At 60.8% G+C, this 16,039-nt stretch carries 12 protein-coding genes; 6 read left to right on the top strand and 6 right to left on the bottom strand.

What is annotated here, in order from left to right; translation table 11 throughout:
• Positions 1-36: 36 nt before the first annotated feature.
• From ACU680_RS01480 to ACU680_RS01460, 5 genes are all read left to right on the top strand, one after another.
• Entirely contained in the window at positions 37-1,464 is a 1,428-nt protein-coding gene (locus ACU680_RS01480; RefSeq protein WP_448178457.1) for a di-heme oxidoreductase family protein, read from the top strand.
• A 26-nt stretch (positions 1,465-1,490) separates the two neighbouring features.
• Complete coding sequence (locus ACU680_RS01475; RefSeq protein ID WP_096795126.1) at positions 1,491-2,555, top strand: imelysin family protein; 1,065 nt, start codon at positions 1,491-1,493, stop codon at positions 2,553-2,555.
• A 14-nt stretch (positions 2,556-2,569) separates the two neighbouring features.
• Complete coding sequence (locus tag ACU680_RS01470) at positions 2,570-3,670, top strand: DUF1513 domain-containing protein (RefSeq protein WP_448178456.1); 1,101 nt, start codon at positions 2,570-2,572, stop codon at positions 3,668-3,670.
• Positions 3,671-3,895: 225 nt separating this feature from the next.
• Positions 3,896-5,044 carry an efflux RND transporter periplasmic adaptor subunit gene (locus tag ACU680_RS01465; protein ID WP_097086027.1) on the top strand — a complete coding sequence of 383 codons (1,149 nt, stop codon included), beginning with the start codon at positions 3,896-3,898 and terminating at the stop codon, positions 5,042-5,044.
• A gap of 13 nt (positions 5,045-5,057) precedes the next feature.
• Complete coding sequence (locus ACU680_RS01460; protein WP_400760653.1) at positions 5,058-8,087, top strand: multidrug efflux RND transporter permease subunit; 3,030 nt, start codon at positions 5,058-5,060, stop codon at positions 8,085-8,087.
• A 197-nt stretch (positions 8,088-8,284) separates the two neighbouring features.
• On the opposite strand, the gene ACU680_RS01455 is transcribed toward ACU680_RS01460, so the two are convergent.
• The 5 genes from ACU680_RS01455 to colR all read right to left on the bottom strand — a co-directional run bounded on the left by ACU680_RS01455 (position 8,285) and on the right by colR (position 11,999).
• Positions 8,285-8,512, bottom strand: coding sequence for a hypothetical protein (locus ACU680_RS01455; RefSeq protein ID WP_025111684.1), 228 nt, complete (start codon positions 8,510-8,512; stop codon positions 8,285-8,287).
• A 2-nt stretch (positions 8,513-8,514) separates the two neighbouring features.
• The gene (locus ACU680_RS01450; protein WP_367085576.1) at positions 8,515-9,228 is read right to left on the bottom strand and encodes a lipopolysaccharide kinase InaA family protein; all 714 of its coding nucleotides are present in this window, start codon (positions 9,226-9,228) and stop codon (positions 8,515-8,517) included.
• A gap of 4 nt (positions 9,229-9,232) precedes the next feature.
• Complete coding sequence (locus ACU680_RS01445) at positions 9,233-9,901, bottom strand: class I SAM-dependent methyltransferase (RefSeq protein WP_007964014.1); 669 nt, start codon at positions 9,899-9,901, stop codon at positions 9,233-9,235.
• Positions 9,902-10,042: 141 nt separating this feature from the next.
• Entirely contained in the window at positions 10,043-11,326 is a 1,284-nt protein-coding gene (locus tag ACU680_RS01440) for a sensor histidine kinase (RefSeq protein WP_448178455.1), read from the bottom strand.
• Complete coding sequence (gene colR, locus ACU680_RS01435; RefSeq protein WP_007964011.1) at positions 11,316-11,999, bottom strand: two-component system response regulator ColR; 684 nt, start codon at positions 11,997-11,999, stop codon at positions 11,316-11,318. Before colR ends, ACU680_RS01440 begins: the two co-directional genes overlap by 11 nt.
• Positions 12,000-12,202: 203 nt before the next feature.
• On the opposite strand from colR, the gene ACU680_RS01430 reads away from it, so the two are divergent.
• The gene (locus ACU680_RS01430) at positions 12,203-14,152 is read left to right on the top strand and encodes an LTA synthase family protein (protein WP_448178454.1); all 1,950 of its coding nucleotides are present in this window, start codon (positions 12,203-12,205) and stop codon (positions 14,150-14,152) included.
• 217 nt (positions 14,153-14,369) lie between these two features.
• On the opposite strand, the gene groL is transcribed toward ACU680_RS01430, so the two are convergent.
• On the bottom strand, positions 14,370-16,016 hold the full coding sequence (gene groL / locus ACU680_RS01425; protein ID WP_039765873.1) for a chaperonin GroEL: 1,647 nt from the start codon (positions 16,014-16,016) through the stop codon (positions 14,370-14,372).
• Positions 16,017-16,039: the final 23 nt, after the last annotated feature.

The following is a 16,039-nucleotide window of genomic DNA, read 5'->3' as shown; positions in this document are numbered from 1 at the left end:
TTGCGCCTTTGTTTTCGCCCGTCCGCAGGATGTCTGATGCCCTCGCTGCCGCTTCGCTTGTCCGCACTGTTTCTGGCCCTGGGCCTGAGTGCCTGCGATGACGCCCCGCGCTTTACCAAGGCCGAGCCCGGTGAAGCGCGTTCGGGCGGTGCAACGACCGTGCGCAAGACCGACCAGAATGCGTTCTCCCTGCCCTCGGCCAACCTGCCACCGTCGCGTCGGGTCGATTTCAGTGTCGGCAACAGTTTTTTCCGCAGCCCTTGGGTGATCGCCCCGTCGACCACCACCGCCCGCGATGGCCTCGGCCCGTTGTTCAACACCAACGCCTGCCAGAACTGCCACATCAAGGATGGTCGTGGCCACCCGCCAGCGCCCGATGCGGCGAACGCGGTGTCAATGCTGGTGCGCCTGTCGATTCCCGATTCGCCGGCCTACGCCAACGTCATCGAGCAACTCGGCGTGGTGCCGGAACCGGTCTACGGCGGCCAGTTCCAGGACATGGCGGTGCCCGGGGTCACACCGGAAGGCAAGGTGCGCGTCGAGTACACGCCGGTGCCGATCCGTTTCAAGGACGGCACCGAAGTCGAGCTGCGCAAACCGGTTCTGCAATTCACTCAGTTGGGCTACGGCCCGATGCACGCGGACACGCGTTTCTCCGCCCGGGTCGCGCCGCCGATGATCGGCCTCGGCCTGCTCGAAGCGATCCCGGAGGAAGCGATCCTCGCCAACGCCGCCGCGCAAGCCAAAGAGAACAACGGTATCAATGGTCGACCGAATCAGGTCTGGGATGACGCGTTGCACAAGACCGTCATGGGTCGATTTGGCTGGAAAGCCGGGCAACCGAATCTCAATCAACAAAATGTTCACGCGTTTTCTGGTGATATGGGCCTCACCACCCGCCTGAGACCCTTCGATGACTGCACCGACGCGCAAACCGCCTGCAAACAGGCGCCGAACGGCAATGGCCTGGACGGCGAGCCGGAAGTCAGCGACAACATCCTGCGTCTGGTGCTGTTCTACACCCGCAACCTCGCAGTGCCGGCACGTCGTGGCGTCAACGACGAACAAGTGCTGGCCGGCAAGAATCTGTTCTTCCAGGCTGGCTGCCAGTCCTGTCACACACCCAAATACACCACCGCCGCCAACGCCGCCGAACCTGAACTGGCCAATCAAGTGATTCGCCCGTACAGCGATCTGCTGCTGCATGACATGGGCGACGGTCTGGCCGACAACCGCACTGAATTCCAGGCCTCCGGCCGCGACTGGCGCACCCCGCCGTTGTGGGGGATCGGCCTGACGCAGGCAGTCAGTGGTCACACCCAGTTTCTGCATGACGGCCGCGCCCGCAACCTGCTCGAAGCCGTGCTCTGGCATGGCGGCGAAGCGCAGCAGGCGCAGCAACAGGTTTTGTCTTTCAACGCCGAGCAGCGTGCCGCGCTGCTGGCGTTCTTGAACTCACTTTAAACACTTAAAAGAATCGGGAGCCCGACATGTTCCGTCCCAAGCTGTTGTTCACCAGCCTTGCCGCACTCGCCCTCGGCGCCTGCTCGCCGCAGGACCCGCAAGCGGTCACGTCGGCGGCCATCGCCAAATCGGTGATCTTGCCGACTTATACCCGTTGGGTCGAAGCCGACAAGCAACTGGCGGTCAGCGCCCTCGCCTACTGCCAAGGCAAGGAAACCCTGGAAACCGCTCGCGCCGACTTCCTGCACGCGCAGAAAGCCTGGGCCGAGCTGCAACCGCTGCTGATCGGCCCATTGGCCGAGGGCAACCGTTCGTGGCAGGTGCAGTTCTGGCCGGACAAGAAAAACCTCGTCGGCCGTCAGGTCGAGCAACTGGTGGTCGCCCAGCCGCAGATCGACGCCGCCGCCCTGGCCAAATCCAGCGTGGTGGTGCAGGGCCTGTCGGCTTACGAGTACATCCTGTTCGATGAAAAACCGGACGTCGCCAACGCTGAGCAGAAAGCCAAATACTGCCCACTGCTGATCGCCATCGGCGAGCGCCAGAAGCAACTGGCCGAAGAGATTCTGCAGAGCTGGAACAACACCGACGGCATGCTCGCGCAGATGAGCAAGTTCCCCAACCAGCGCTACGCCGACTCCCACGAAGCGATCGCCGATCTGCTGCGTGTGCAGGTCACCGCCCTCGACACCCTGAAGAAAAAACTCGGTACGCCGATGGGCCGTCAGAGCAAGGGCGTGCCGCAGCCGTTCCAGGCTGATGCGTGGCGCAGCCAGTCGTCGCTGACCGCGCTGGAAGCCAGCCTCGCTGCAGCCAAAACCGTCTGGGAAGGCGTCGACAACAAAGGCCTGCGCGGTCTGCTGCCGGCCGAGCAGAAACCGTTGGCGGACAAGATCGACGCCGCTTACGCCGCGTCGCTGAAACTGTTCGACAGCAGCCAGCGCTCGCTGACCGAAATGCTCCAGGACGACGCCGGTCGTCAACAACTCAACGATCTCTACGACAGCCTCAACGTCGTCCATCGCCTGCACGAAGGCGAGCTGGCCAAGGCGCTGGGCATCCAACTGGGCTTCAACGCCAACGACGGTGACTGATGAGGGCAAGTGCCATGCTGCGACGCCAGGCTCTGACTTTAGGTAGTTTGCTGCTGGGAGCAGTGACACTGGGCGGCTGGACGCTGTTCAAGCGCAAGGATCAGAGCCCGCTGTTGCTCTCGGCGCGCGACGACACCGACGGCAAGCATTACGCCGTCGGTTATCGGCTGGACGGCACTCGGGTGTTCGCCACCGAGGTCGGCCAGCGCTGCCACGACATCATCAACCACCCGACGCTGCCGATCGCACTGTTCGTCGCCCGCCGCCCGGGCACCGAGAGCTACCTGATCGACCTGCGCGACGGGACGTTGCTGCAAACCGTGACGTCGCAGCCGAACCGGCATTTCTACGGCCACGCCGTGGTGCACAAGGACGGCGAATACCTGTACGCCACCGAGAACGACACCACGGATCCGGGGCGTGGCCTGCTCGGGGTGTACAAGTTCGAAGGCGAGCGGCTGGTGCACAGCGGCGAGATTTCCACCCATGGCCTCGGCCCGCATCAGGTGTCGTGGATGCCCGATGGCGAAACCCTGGTGGTGGCCAACGGCGGGATCCGCACCGAGGCCGAAAGCCGCGTCGACATGAACCTCAACGCCATGGAACCGAGCCTGGTGCTGATGCAGCGCGATGGCACTCTGCTGAGCAAGGAAACCCTCGCCCAGCAGATGAACAGCGTGCGTCATCTGGGCATTGCCAGCGACGGCACCATCGTAGCCGGCCAGCAGTTCATGGGCGCCTCGCATGAGCGTTCCGAGCTGTTGGCGATCAAGCGTCCGGGCCAGCCCTTCGTGGCATTCCCGGTGCCAGAGCATCAGTTGCAGTCGATGGGGCACTATACCGCCAGCGTCGCAGTGCACAGCGAGCTGCGGTTGGTGGCGCTGACTGCGCCGCGTGGCAACCGCTTCTTCATCTGGGACCTGGACAGCGGCGAGGTGCGTCTCGACGCGCCGTTGCCCGATTGCGCGGGTGTCGGCGCGGTGAGGGACGGTTTTGTCGTGACCTCCGGTCAGGGCCGCTGCCGCTACTACGATTGCCGCCAGGATGAGCTGCTGGCCAAGCCGCTGGAATTGCCGGCGGGGCTCTGGGACAACCATCTGCACCTGATGGCCTGAATCAACGCTGTAACTGTGGCGAGGGAGCTTGCTCCCGCTGGGGCGCGAAGCGGCCCCGCTTTTTAACTCAAAAGCATGGGACTGCTGCGCAGTCCAGCGGGAGCAAGCTCCCTCGCCACAGGGGTTTTATTCGTCCTCCCTGTAAAAACTGGCAGTTGGAATCCCCACCTGACTCGGAGTAATGTGCCCGCCTGTCTCACCTGATTTATCCAAGGAACTGGAAATATGCTGCGTCGCCGCATGCTGATCATGTTGGGTGTTGTCTTGCTGGTCGTCCTGGTATTGGGCGGGTACAAAGCCTTTTCGATCTACACCATGATCCAGGGCTTCTCCAAACCGAAACCGCCGATCAGCGTCGCCGTGGCCCGCGCCAGCGAACAGCCGTGGCAGATGCGTTTGCCCACCGTCGGCTCGCTGAAAGCCTTGCAAGGCGTCGAGCTTAGTCTTGAAGTCGCCGGCACCGTCACCGAACTCAAGTTCGAATCCGGGCAGAAGGTCAAGGCCGGGCAACCGCTGCTGCAGCTCGACAGCGCGGTCGAGACCGCCCTGCTGGAAACCGCCAAGGCTGACCTGGGACTGGCGCAACTGGATTTCGGTCGCGGCAGCCAACTGGTCGACAGCCGCGCGATCTCCAAAGGCGAGTACGACCGTCTCTCCGCCGTGTTGCAAAAGAACAAGGCCACGGTCAATCAGCTCAACGCTTCGCTGGCAAAAAAACGCATCCTTGCGCCATTCAGCGGCACCATCGGCATCCGTCAGGTGGATGTCGGCGACTACCTCGCCAGCGGCACCAAAATCGCCACCCTGCAGGATCTGAGCAGCCTCTACGCCGACTTCTATGTGCCGGAGCAATCGGTGCCGAAACTGGCCATCGGGCAACCGGTGCAGATCGGTGTCGCGGCCTATCCCGGGCAGAACTTCCCCGGCGCCATCAGCGCGATCAACCCGATTGTCGAGAGCACCACGCGCAATATTCTGGTGCGCGCGACCCTGGCCAACCCCGACGGCAAATTGCTGCCGGGCATGTTCGCCAGCCTCAACGTGTTGCTGCCCGATCCGCAGAAACACATCGTGGTCCCGGAAAGCGCGATCACCTATACCCTCTACGGCAACTCGCTGTACGTGGTCGGGCAAAAGAAGGCCGAGGACGGCAGCGTCGAAAAAGACGACAAGGGCCAACCGGTACTGATCGCCGAACGTCGCTTCATCGAGACCGGTGAGCGCCGCGATGGCCTGGTGATGATCAACAAGGGCGTGCAGAGCGGCGAACAAGTGGTGACCGCCGGCCAGATCAAACTGGACAACGGCGCACACATTGCCATCAGCGACGACAAGACCCTCGGCGAGCAGAACAGTCCGCCTCGCGCCGACTGATCAAGGAATCCCCATGGCTTTTACCGATCCGTTCATCCGCCGTCCGGTGCTCGCCACCGTGGTCAGCCTGCTGATTGTGCTGCTAGGTTTCCAGGCCTGGAGCAAGCTGCCGCTGCGCCAGTACCCGCAAATGGAAAACGCTCTGATCACGGTAACCACCGCCTACCCCGGGGCCAACGCCGAGACCATTCAGGGCTACATCACCCAACCGATGCAACAGAGTCTGGCCAGCGCCGAGGGCATCGACTACATGACCTCGGTCAGCCGCCAGAACTTCTCGGTGATCTCGATCTACGCGCGCATCGGTTCCAACACCGACCGCTTGTTCACCGAACTGCTGGCCAAGGCCAACGAGGTGAAGAACAAACTGCCGCAGGACGCCGAAGACCCGGTGCTGAGCAAGGAATCGGCCGACGCCTCGGCGCTGATGTACATCAGCTTCTTCAGCAAGGACTTGAGCAACCCGCAAATCACCGACTACCTGTCGCGGGTGATCCAGCCGAAACTGGCGACACTGCCGGGCATGGCCGAGGCGGAGATTCTCGGTAATCAGGTATTCGCCATGCGCCTGTGGCTCGACCCGGTGAAGCTCGCCGGTTTCGGCCTCAGCGCCAGCGACGTGACCAACGCGGTGCGCCAGTACAACTTCCTCTCCGCCGCCGGCGAGGTGAAGGGCGAGTACGTGGTCACCAGCATCAACGCCAACACCGAACTGAAGTCCGCCGAAGCCTTCGCGGCGATCCCGCTCAAGGTCAGTGGCGACAGCCGCGTGCTGCTCAGCGATGTCGCGCGGGTCGAGATGGGCGCGGAAAACTACGATTCGATCAGTTCGTTCGGCGGCACGCCGTCGGTGTACATCGGCATCAAGGCCACGCCCGGCGCCAACCCGCTGGATGTGATCAAGGAAGTGCGCAAGCTGATGCCGGAGCTGGAAGCGCAATTGCCGCCCAACCTCAAAAGCGAGATTGCCTACGACGCCACCCAGTTCATCCAGGCGTCCATCGACGAAGTGGTGAAAACCCTGTTCGAAGCGGTGCTGATCGTGATCGTCGTGGTGTTCCTGTTCCTGGGGGCACTGCGCTCGGTGGTGATCCCGGTGGTGACCATCCCGCTGTCGATGATCGGCGTGATGTTCTTCATGCAAATGATGGGCTATTCGATCAACCTCCTGACCCTGCTGGCGATGGTGCTGGCCATCGGTCTGGTGGTGGACGACGCGATCGTGGTGGTTGAGAACATCCACCGGCACATCGAGGAAGGCAAGACGCCGCTGGAGGCCGCGCTGGAAGGTGCGCGGGAAATCGCCATGCCGGTGGTGTCGATGACCATCACCCTGGCGGCGGTGTATGCGCCGATCGGCTTCCTCACCGGGCTGACCGGGGCGCTATTCAAGGAATTCGCCCTGACCCTGGCCGGCGCCGTTGTGATCTCCGGGATCGTCGCCCTGACCCTGTCACCGATGATGTGCGCCCTGCTGTTACGCCACGAAGAAAACCCCAGTGGCCTGGCGCACCGCCTCGACCGCATTTTCGACGGTCTCAAGCGCCGCTACCAGAGCATGCTCCACGGCACATTGAACACGCGGCCGGTGGTGCTGGTGTTCGCGGTGATCGTGTTGTGCCTGATCCCGGTGTTTCTCAAGTTCACCAAGTCGGAACTGGCACCGGATGAGGACCAAGGCATCATCTTCATGATGGCCACCGCCCCACAGCCGACCAACCTTGATTACCTGAGCACGTACACCGACGAATTCATCAAGATCTTCAAGGAGTTTCCGGAGTACTACTCCTCGTTCCAGATCAACGGCTACAACGGCGTGCAAGCGGGCATCGGCGGCTTCCTGCTCAAGCCGTGGAACGAACGCAGTCGCACGCAGATGCAGATCCTGCCCGAGGTCCAGGGCAAACTGGCGAGTATCCCCGGCCTGCAGATCTTCGGCTTCAACCTGCCCTCGTTGCCCGGCACCGGTGAAGGTTTGCCGTTCGAATTCGTGGTCAATACCGCCAACGACTACGAGTTGCTGCTGCAAGTGGCCGACCGGATCAAGAAACGCGCGATGGAGTCCGGCAAGTTCGCCTTCGTCGACCTCGACCTGGCGTTCGACAAGCCGGAGGTGGTGGTCGATATCGACCGTGCCAAAGCCGCGCAGATGGGCGTGTCGATGCTCGACTTGGGCGGCACCCTGGCGACGCTGCTGGGTGAGGCGGAAATCAACCGTTTCACCATTGAAGGCCGTAGCTACAAGGTGATTGCCCAGGTCGAACGACCGTATCGCGAAAATCCCGGCTGGCTGAACAACTACTACGTGAAGAACACCCAGGGTGAGCTGCTGCCGCTGTCGACCCTGATCAAGGTCAGCGACCGGGCGCGACCGCGCCAGCTCAACCAGTTCCAGCAACTCAACGCGGCGAAGATTTCCGGATTCCCGCTGGTCAGCATGGGCGAGGCCATCGACACCGTGCTGCAGATCGCCCGCGAAGAAGCGCCAGCCGGGTTTGCCTTCGATTATGGCGGCGCTTCACGCCAGTACGTGCAGGAGGGCAGCGCTCTGTGGGTAACCTTCGCCCTGGCGCTGGCGATCATTTTCCTGGTGCTGGCAGCGCAGTTCGAAAGCTTCCGTGATCCGCTGGTGATTCTGGTGACGGTGCCGCTGTCGATCTGTGGAGCGTTGATTCCGCTGTTCCTGGGCTGGTCGAGCATGAACATCTACACCCAGGTCGGGCTGGTGACGCTGATCGGGCTGATCAGCAAGCACGGGATCCTGATCGTCGAATTCGCCAACCAGTTGCGCAAGGACAAGGGTCTGACTGCGCGCGAAGCGGTCGAAGAAGCGGCGGCGATTCGTTTACGCCCGGTGTTGATGACCACGGCGGCGATGGTGTTCGGCATGGTGCCGTTGATTCTGGCAACCGGCGCGGGCGCCGTGAGCCGTTTTGACATCGGCACCGTGATTGCCACGGGGATGTCGATCGGGACGTTGTTCACCCTGTTCGTGTTGCCGTGCATTTACACCCTATTGGCAAAACCGGATGCCAAATCATGAGCGTTTCACTGTCCCTATCTCTGTCCCTGTAGGAGCTGCCGCAGGCTGCGATCTTTTGATTTTGTTTTAAAAGCCAAGATCAAAGGATCGCAGCCTTCGGCAGCTCCTACAGGGTGAATTTGTATCAGAGGGGATTTTCATTGATCCATAAAAAAGGCCTCGCATCTGCGAGGCCTTTCATTTTGGCTTCAATCGGTTCAACTCTGTGGCCTCATCCCTTGAGAAAGTCCGAACATGAATAGCAACAAATCATGGTCAGGTTTAGTCGCCACGGAGGCTTTCGCCACCCGTGGTACTGCGCAGTGAGCATCGCCTGTGGTAGCACCGATCACCTGCATGCGGGGCTGCTCCCAGGCCGCCACCGCCAATGAAGCAACTGCCAAGGCTCCAACCAGAAACAAACCTCGTGCAATTTCGAGTTTCATCGCTATAAACCTTTGATAGCGCTGCCAAACGCCGTCTCATAAAAGTAGACGAGTTTTTTCCAGTCCGTGTCGCTGAACGACGAATGGCGACGCAATTGCTTCATGTCATGGGAGGCCGCGCGATAAGCGGTCAGACGCTGACGGCATTTCTCCAGATCGATCAATGCCACTTCGACCTGAGCCGCATCACCTTCGCCGGTCACCCGTACAAAAACGTGTTTGATGTAGATGCAGCTGTGCTGCCAACGGCCCTTGTGCATGCGCGCGAGGTTTTCAGCCAGGTCTTTGAGGACGCGCTCGTAAACGGCTTCGCCATATTGGGCACGGCCACCGGCGGCTTCCCACTTCTCCAGTTCGTCGAAACCGTCCAGCGACTTGGTCACCAGCAGCGCACGCCACTTGTGTTGCGGATCGGGCTGCGCACCGCAGAAGACGATTTGCGGGACGCGGACGCCGAGGCGGCTGACACCGGTCAGCGCATCCAGCTCACGCAAGACTGTAGGGCGGCCGAAAGGATGCAGCCAACTGCGATAGATATGTCCGGTCTGGCGCTTGGCATACAGTAACTGGCCGTCACGGCCCACGACTCGTTGCACACCACTTTCCCCGCCACGGCGCACGTTGGGTTCTTCCACCCACTCACCGCGCTGGTTCCAGTAGTAGTCGAAGCGATCCTGGGGAGCGACTTCCGATTCTGCTGCTATTTGCACCGCCATCCTGTTACCTCTTGCGTAATACGTAAACCCGCCACATGGCATACAGCGGAATAAAATCCAGTTGTTCCTGAATGCGAAAACCTGCTTCTTCGAACTCTTTTTCTACTGTCACAGCCGGTAACACAAACCGGTTTTGGTAACCTTCCTGCCCACGCCGCTGTTCGGCGCGCTTGCGTTTCCAGGCCTTGAAATTACCGTCCACCCACAACGAAATGATCACGCTGTCACGGGTGACACGCTCGAATTCGCGCAAAATCGTCCGCCGATGTTCGGCTTCACCGATGTGATGCAGCAAACGCATGCAGAAAATGCTGTCGACAGCGTTATCCGGCAAGGCAATATCGAACGCTGACGTGTGCAAAGGTTGTACCCGTTTCACCACATCAGCCGGTTGCGCCTGCATCGCGGTCTTGATCATAGACTCGGAATTGTCCGCGCCAATGATCACTCGATTGGGTTTTTCCGCCAGCAATGGCCAGAAGCGTCCTGCACCGCAGGGCAAATCCAGCACCAACCCCGGCTCACCCGCCAGCGTCAGCGCCTTGCGGGCCAATTGCTCGTCCCGCCAATGTGACAACCGACGACCTAAACCGTCCTGGTGCTTGCGCAAATATTTTTGTGCATGCTGGTCATCATACTTTTCGGAAAAATCGAGCTTGATCGGACTGCTCATTTTCAGGACTCCTGAATAACTGATGCCCCTACCATAGTTAATGGCATGTCAGCGTCAGGTCGTCCCTTTGTGAAAATTACGTCAGGTAAACAGGCAAACTATTACAGGGTTTTACAGTGAGAAAGCAATAGCGCAGGGCCATTAGCGACCGTCAGTACGGCCCAGCGTCACCTCAAAGCGGCAGCCATTGGGCTGCATCGTGCTCAGTGTCACTTCCCAGCCCTGGTTTTCACAGATCCGCTGCACCAGCGACAGGCCCAGGCCGAGGCCTTCGCCGCGCTTCTCATTGCCGCGCACGAAGGGCTGGAACATGGCTTCACGTTTTTCCTCGGGAATGCCGACACCCGAGTCTTCGACGACAAATCCATTGTCGTTGAGCGTCAGGCGAATGAAACCCTGCTCGGTGTAGTGACAGGCGTTGCGCAGCAAATTGCCCATCACCGCGCTGAGCAGAGTCGCGTTGAAGCAGGTGTCCGGCGGATGGCCCGGCTCGAATATCAACCGCAGCCCTTTCGATTCGATCGGTTCACGCCAGATACTCAACAAGCCATCGGCCACCTGGCTGATGTTCTGCTGCGGCGCTGAACCGGCATCTTCGCGCTGGGCGCGGGCGAGCATCAGGAAGGTCTGCACCAGTTCGCGCATTTCTTCGCTGGCGCGGGCGATGCGCTCGACCTGGGCACGCCCGCGTTGATCCAGTCCCGGATTCTCCAACAGCAATTCGCAGGAACTGGCCAGTACCATCAACGGTGTGCGCAGTTCGTGGCTGACGTCACTGGTGAACAGCCGCTCGCGGGTCAGCGCCTGACGCAGGCGCCCCAGCGTGGCATCGAACGCCACCGCCAGTTCGCCGACTTCGTCAGCCGCATAGTCCGGTGCCAGCGGCGGCGCCAGCCCCAGCAACTGATCGCGATGCCGTACTTGCCGAGCCAGGCGCACGACCGGTGCCATGACTTTGCGCGCCAGCACCCAGCCGAGGAATACCGCCAGCGCCAGACTGAGCACAAAACCCACCAGCACTACAGCAAACAGTACGCGTTCACGTTCTTCGAAATCGCTTTGATCCTGCAGCAGGACATAGCGACGACCGTCGACGATCTCGACCATCGCGTGATACGACAGCTGCTCGCGGAACACTTCGTGGAAACCGGCATCGAGGTGACGCAGATCCTTGGGCAGCTCGAAATCACCCGGCCCGCCGCTGAAATAGAACAACTGATCCGGCTCCGGGCGATGGCTCCAGTCCGAGACGTTGTCCATCAGCAGCAGACGTTGCAGATCGCCGCCCAGCCCCGCCGAAATCAGTTTCTCCTCCACCAGGTGCACCGTCGCCACAATGCCCATGGCGAAGGCCCCGGCCACCAGCGCACTCATCAGCGCAAAGGCGATGATGATCCGCTGGGAAAGGCTTTGCTTAAACTCCATCACGCCCCTCGGCCAGGCGGTAACCCACTCCGTGCACGGTTTGCAGCAACGGCTTGGCGAAAGGCTTGTCGATCACCTGACGCAATTGGTGGACGTGGCTGCGCAGGCTGTCGCTGTCCGGGCAGTCATCGCCCCACAGCGCTTCTTCGAGAATTTCCCGACGCAGGACGTGCGGACTCTTCTGCATCAAGACTGCCAGCAGCTTGAGGCCGACCGGGTTGAGCTTGAGCAGCTTGCCTTCGCGGGTCACTTCTAGCGTGTCGAGGTCGTAGGTCAGATCGCCGACCTGCAACGCACGGCGACCGCCGCCCTGGGTGCGACGCATCACCGCTTCGATGCGCGCCGCCAGTTCCGACAGCGCAAACGGTTTGACCAGATAATCGTCGGCCCCGGACTTGAAGCCCTGCAGGCGGTCGTCCAGTTGATCGCGGGCGGTGAGCATGATCACCGGCGTATCGCGTCGGGCATCTTCACGCAGGCGCTTGCACAGGGTGTAGCCGTCGATCCCCGGCAGCATGATGTCGAGCACGATCAGGTCGTAATGCTCGGTGGCGGCCAGATGCAGGCCCGACAAGCCGTCCTGGGCGCAATCGACGGTATAGCCTTTGAGCCCCAGGTAATCGGCCAGGTTGGCCAGGATATCGCGGTTGTCTTCGACCAATAGAATTCGCATTGGCATCTCCTCCGTACACAGTAACGGCCGTCATGGCCCGCGCAGCTTAAGGCCAACGCCGGTTCACGGCTAGGGCCGGCAAGCGCGCGAATCCATTTGCCCAGGCAAATTAAATATTTAACAAAGTTTTCACTATCGATTCACAACCTGACTACAGTGGCGCCGCGACACTCGCGCGCCATTGATATAAGGAAAACGAAACAATGGACTCTTTCAAGACAGCGCCTATGCGCTTTCTGCTGCTGATCACTGGCGCCTGGCTGGTCATCTTTCTTCTGACCCGAGCGGTACTGCTGCTGACTCACCTGGATGAGGCCGGCGGCTTTGCCCTTTCGGTGTTCGGCATCGGCGCGCTCTACGACCTGGGGTTCCTGGCCTATGCGGCATTGCCGCTGGGCTTGTACCTGCTGCTCTGCCCGCCGGGCCTGTGGCGGCGTCGTGGACATCGCGGGTTCCTGCGCGCCCTGCTGACCATCAGCCTGTTCGCCATGCTGTTCGTGGCGGTGGCTGAATGGCTGTTCTGGGACGAGTTCGGCGTGCGCTTCAACTTCATCGCCGTCGATTACCTGGTGTATTCCGACGAAGTGCTGAACAACGTCCTCGAGTCGTACCCGATCGGCAAACTGCTGAGCCTCCTCGCGGTGCTGGCCGTGGGCATCAGTTTCGCCCTGCGCAAGCCGTTCAATGCCGCCATGAATGCCCCGCTGCCAGCGCTGCGCGGGCGTCTGCTCAGTGCCTTGGGCCTGTTGATCGTCGCGGGTCTGAGCCTGCAACTGCTCAGCCAGGACGCCCCGCGTGCCCAGGGCGGCAACGCCTACCAGAACGAACTGGCCAGCAACGGCCCGTATCAGTTCTTCGCCGCGTTCCGTAACAATGAACTGGACTACACCCAGTTCTACAAGAGCCTGCCCGCTGAAAAAGTCGCCAGCCAGATCCGCGCCGAACTGAGCGAAAGCGACGCGCGCTTCATCGGCAAGGACCCACAGGACATCCGCCGGGTGATCGACAACCCGGGCACCCCGCGCAAGCCGAACATTGTGCTGGTGACCATCGAAAGCCTGAGCGCCAAGTACCTGGGCAGCAATGGCGACGGTCGCAACCTGACGCCAAACCTCGACGCCTTGCGCAAGCAGAGCCTGTACTTCAATAACTTCTACGCCACCGGCACCCGCACCGACCGCGGTCTGGAAGCGATCACCCTGGCCATCCCGCCGACGCCTGGCCGCTCGATCGTCAAGCGCATCGGCCGTGAAAGCGGTTTCGCCAGCCTTGGCCAGCAGTTGAGCGCGGTGGGTTACGACAGCGTGTTCGTCTACGGCGGACGCGGCTACTTCGACAACATGAACGCGTTCTTCAGCGGCAACGGCTATCGCGTCGTCGATCAGAGCAGCGTCGATGAATCCGAGATCCACTTCAAGAACGCCTGGGGCATGGCCGACGAAGACCTGTACCGCCAGACTCTGAAACTGGCGGATGCCGACTACGCCAAACAGCAACCGTTCCTGCTGCAACTGATGACCACCTCCAACCATCGTCCTTACACCTACCCGGACAACCGGATCGACATCAAGTCCGGCAACGGTCGTGATGGCGCGGTGAAGTACACCGACTACGCGATTGGTCAGTTCCTCGAGCAGGCGCGGCAGAAGCCGTGGTTCGACAACACGATCTTCATCTTCGTCGCCGACCACACCGCGGGCAGCGCCGGCAAAGAAGACTTGCCGATCGCCAACTATCAGATCCCGCTGTTCATTTACGCGCCGAAAATGATCGAAGCTCGCGAGAGCGCGCAGCTGGCCAGCCAGATCGATCTGGCCCCGACGCTGCTGGGCTTGCTCAACCTGGATTACACCTCGACGTTCTTTGGCCGCAACCTGTTGCAGGACAACCCGCTGCCACCGCGCGTGGTAGTCGGCAACTATCAGCATCTGGGTCTGTTCGACGGCAAGGATCTGGCGATCCTCAGCCCGCGCCAGGGCTTGCGCCGGCATGACGATGCGCTGACCGAGAGCCGCGAGTCGCGGGTCAGCAGCGATGATCCGCTGGTCAGCCGGGCGATTGCGTATTACCAGGCGGCCAGTTATGGCTTCAAACAGCAGTTGCTAAGCTGGAAGCCGGCGAAAGAAGACACTCCGCAGGTCAGTGATCGTTAACTGAAGATGGACGTTGTTGCGTCAGTCAGCCTCTGTGTTGACTGACATGACGCCATCGCTGGCAAGCCAGCTCCCACAAGGATTGCGCTAAACCTGTGGGAGCTGGCTTGCCAGCGATGGCCTCACCTCGGTTCAGGGTCAACATGAAATCGAAGGCAATAAAAAACCCCGCCTGCTCATCGCAGGCGGGGTTTTTCGTTACAGGGGTAAGGCTGGCTTACATCATGCCGCCCATGCCACCCATGCCGCCCATGTCTGGCATACCGCCGCCAGCTGCACCTTCTTTCTTCGGTGCATCGGCAACAGCCGCTTCGGTGGTCAGGATCAGACCGCCGATCGAGGCTGCAGCTTGCAGAGCGGAACGGGTTACCTTGGTTGGGTCCAGGATGCCCATTTCGATCATGTCGCCGTATTCGCCCGAAGCAGCGTTGTAACCGAAGTTACCTTTGCCGTTCTTCACTTCGTTGACGACTACGCTTGGCTCGTCACCGGAGTTGGCAGCGATCTGACGCAGCGGTGCTTCAACAGCACGACGCAGTACAGCGATACCGACGTTCTGGTCAGCGTTGTCGCCGGTCAGTTCGGTCAGGGCTTCCAGCGCACGGATCAGCGCAACGCCACCGCCTGGTACCACGCCTTCTTCAACGGCTGCACGGGTTGCGTGCAGGGCGTCTTCAACGCGGGCCTTCTTCTCTTTCATTTCAACTTCGGAACCAGCGCCAACCTTGATCACTGCAACGCCGCCGGACAGCTTGGCCAGACGCTCTTGCAGTTTTTCACGGTCGTAGTCCGAGGAAGTTTCGGCAACCTGGGCACGGATCTGAGCGATACGGGCTTCGATGTCGCCTTGTACGCCAGCACCGTCAACGATGATGGTGTTTTCCTTGGACAGGGTCACGCGCTTGGCGTTACCCAGGTGCTCCAGGGTGGTGCTTTCCAGGCTCAGGCCGATCTCTTCGGAGATCACGGTACCGCCGGTCAGAACGGCGATGTCCTGCAGCATGGCCTTGCGACGGTCGCCGAAGCCTGGAGCCTTTACGGCTGCAACCTTGACGATGCCACGCATGTTGTTCACGACCAGAGTCGCCAGGGCTTCGCCTTCAACGTCTTCGGCAACGATCAGCAGTGGACGGCCGGCTTTGGCAACGGCTTCCAGCACTGGCAGCATTTCGCGGATGTTCGAGATCTTTTTGTCGACCAGCAGGATCAGCGGGCCGTCGAGCTCGGCAACCATGGTGTCCGGCTTGTTGACGAAGTACGGGGACAGGTAGCCACGGTCGAACTGCATGCCTTCTACAACCGACAGTTCGTTTTCCAGGCCCGAGCCTTCTTCAACGGTGATCACGCCTTCTTTACCGACTTTTTCCATGGCTTCGGCAATGATGTCGCCGATGGAGTTGTCGGAGTTGGCGGAGATGGTGCCGACCTGAGCAATGGCCTTGGTGTCAGCGCATGGCTTGGACAGGGCTTTCAGCTCTTTGACGATCGCGATGGTCGCCTTGTCGATACCGCGCTTCAGATCCATCGGGTTCATGCCGGCAGCGACGGCTTTCAGGCCTTCGTTGACAATCGACTGAGCCAGAACGGTCGCAGTGGTAGTACCGTCACCAGCGTCATCGTTGGCACGGGAGGCAACGTCTTTGACCAGCTGCGCGCCCATGTTTTCGAAGCGATCTTCGAGTTCGATTTCCTTGGCGACGGAAACGCCGTCCTTGGTGATGGTCGGAGCGCCGAAGCTCTTCTCGAGGATCACGTTACGGCCTTTCGGGCCCAGGGTCGCTTTTACCGCGTCAGCCAGAACGTTGACGCCTTTGAGCATCTTGGAGCGAGCGGCATCGCCGAACTTAACTTCTTTAGCAGCCATGATCGATATTCCTTAAATACTTT

The organism is Pseudomonas sp. LF020, from assembly GCF_053456425.1.
The sequence above is the reverse complement of the archived record's forward strand: the minus strand, read 5'-3'. Positions and strand labels throughout refer to the sequence as shown.

What these genes read in the sequence shown, in the direction of transcription:
- ACU680_RS01480 (WP_448178457.1), top strand. Translation starts at nt 37, where the DNA reads ATGCCCTCGCTGCCGCTTCGCTTGTCCGCACTGTTTCTGGCCCTGGGC.
- ACU680_RS01475 (WP_096795126.1), top strand. Translation starts at nt 1,491, where the DNA reads ATGTTCCGTCCCAAGCTGTTGTTCACCAGCCTTGCCGCACTCGCCCTC.
- ACU680_RS01470 (WP_448178456.1), top strand. Translation starts at nt 2,570, where the DNA reads ATGCTGCGACGCCAGGCTCTGACTTTAGGTAGTTTGCTGCTGGGAGCA.
- ACU680_RS01465 (WP_097086027.1), top strand. Translation starts at nt 3,896, where the DNA reads ATGCTGCGTCGCCGCATGCTGATCATGTTGGGTGTTGTCTTGCTGGTC.
- ACU680_RS01460 (WP_400760653.1), top strand. Translation starts at nt 5,058, where the DNA reads ATGGCTTTTACCGATCCGTTCATCCGCCGTCCGGTGCTCGCCACCGTG.
- ACU680_RS01455 (WP_025111684.1), bottom strand. Translation starts at nt 8,512, where the DNA reads ATGAAACTCGAAATTGCACGAGGTTTGTTTCTGGTTGGAGCCTTGGCA.
- ACU680_RS01450 (WP_367085576.1), bottom strand. Translation starts at nt 9,228, where the DNA reads ATGGCGGTGCAAATAGCAGCAGAATCGGAAGTCGCTCCCCAGGATCGC.
- ACU680_RS01445 (WP_007964014.1), bottom strand. Translation starts at nt 9,901, where the DNA reads ATGAGCAGTCCGATCAAGCTCGATTTTTCCGAAAAGTATGATGACCAG.
- ACU680_RS01440 (WP_448178455.1), bottom strand. Translation starts at nt 11,326, where the DNA reads ATGGAGTTTAAGCAAAGCCTTTCCCAGCGGATCATCATCGCCTTTGCG.
- colR (WP_007964011.1), bottom strand. Translation starts at nt 11,999, where the DNA reads ATGCGAATTCTATTGGTCGAAGACAACCGCGATATCCTGGCCAACCTG.
- ACU680_RS01430 (WP_448178454.1), top strand. Translation starts at nt 12,203, where the DNA reads ATGGACTCTTTCAAGACAGCGCCTATGCGCTTTCTGCTGCTGATCACT.
- groL (WP_039765873.1), bottom strand. Translation starts at nt 16,016, where the DNA reads ATGGCTGCTAAAGAAGTTAAGTTCGGCGATGCCGCTCGCTCCAAGATG.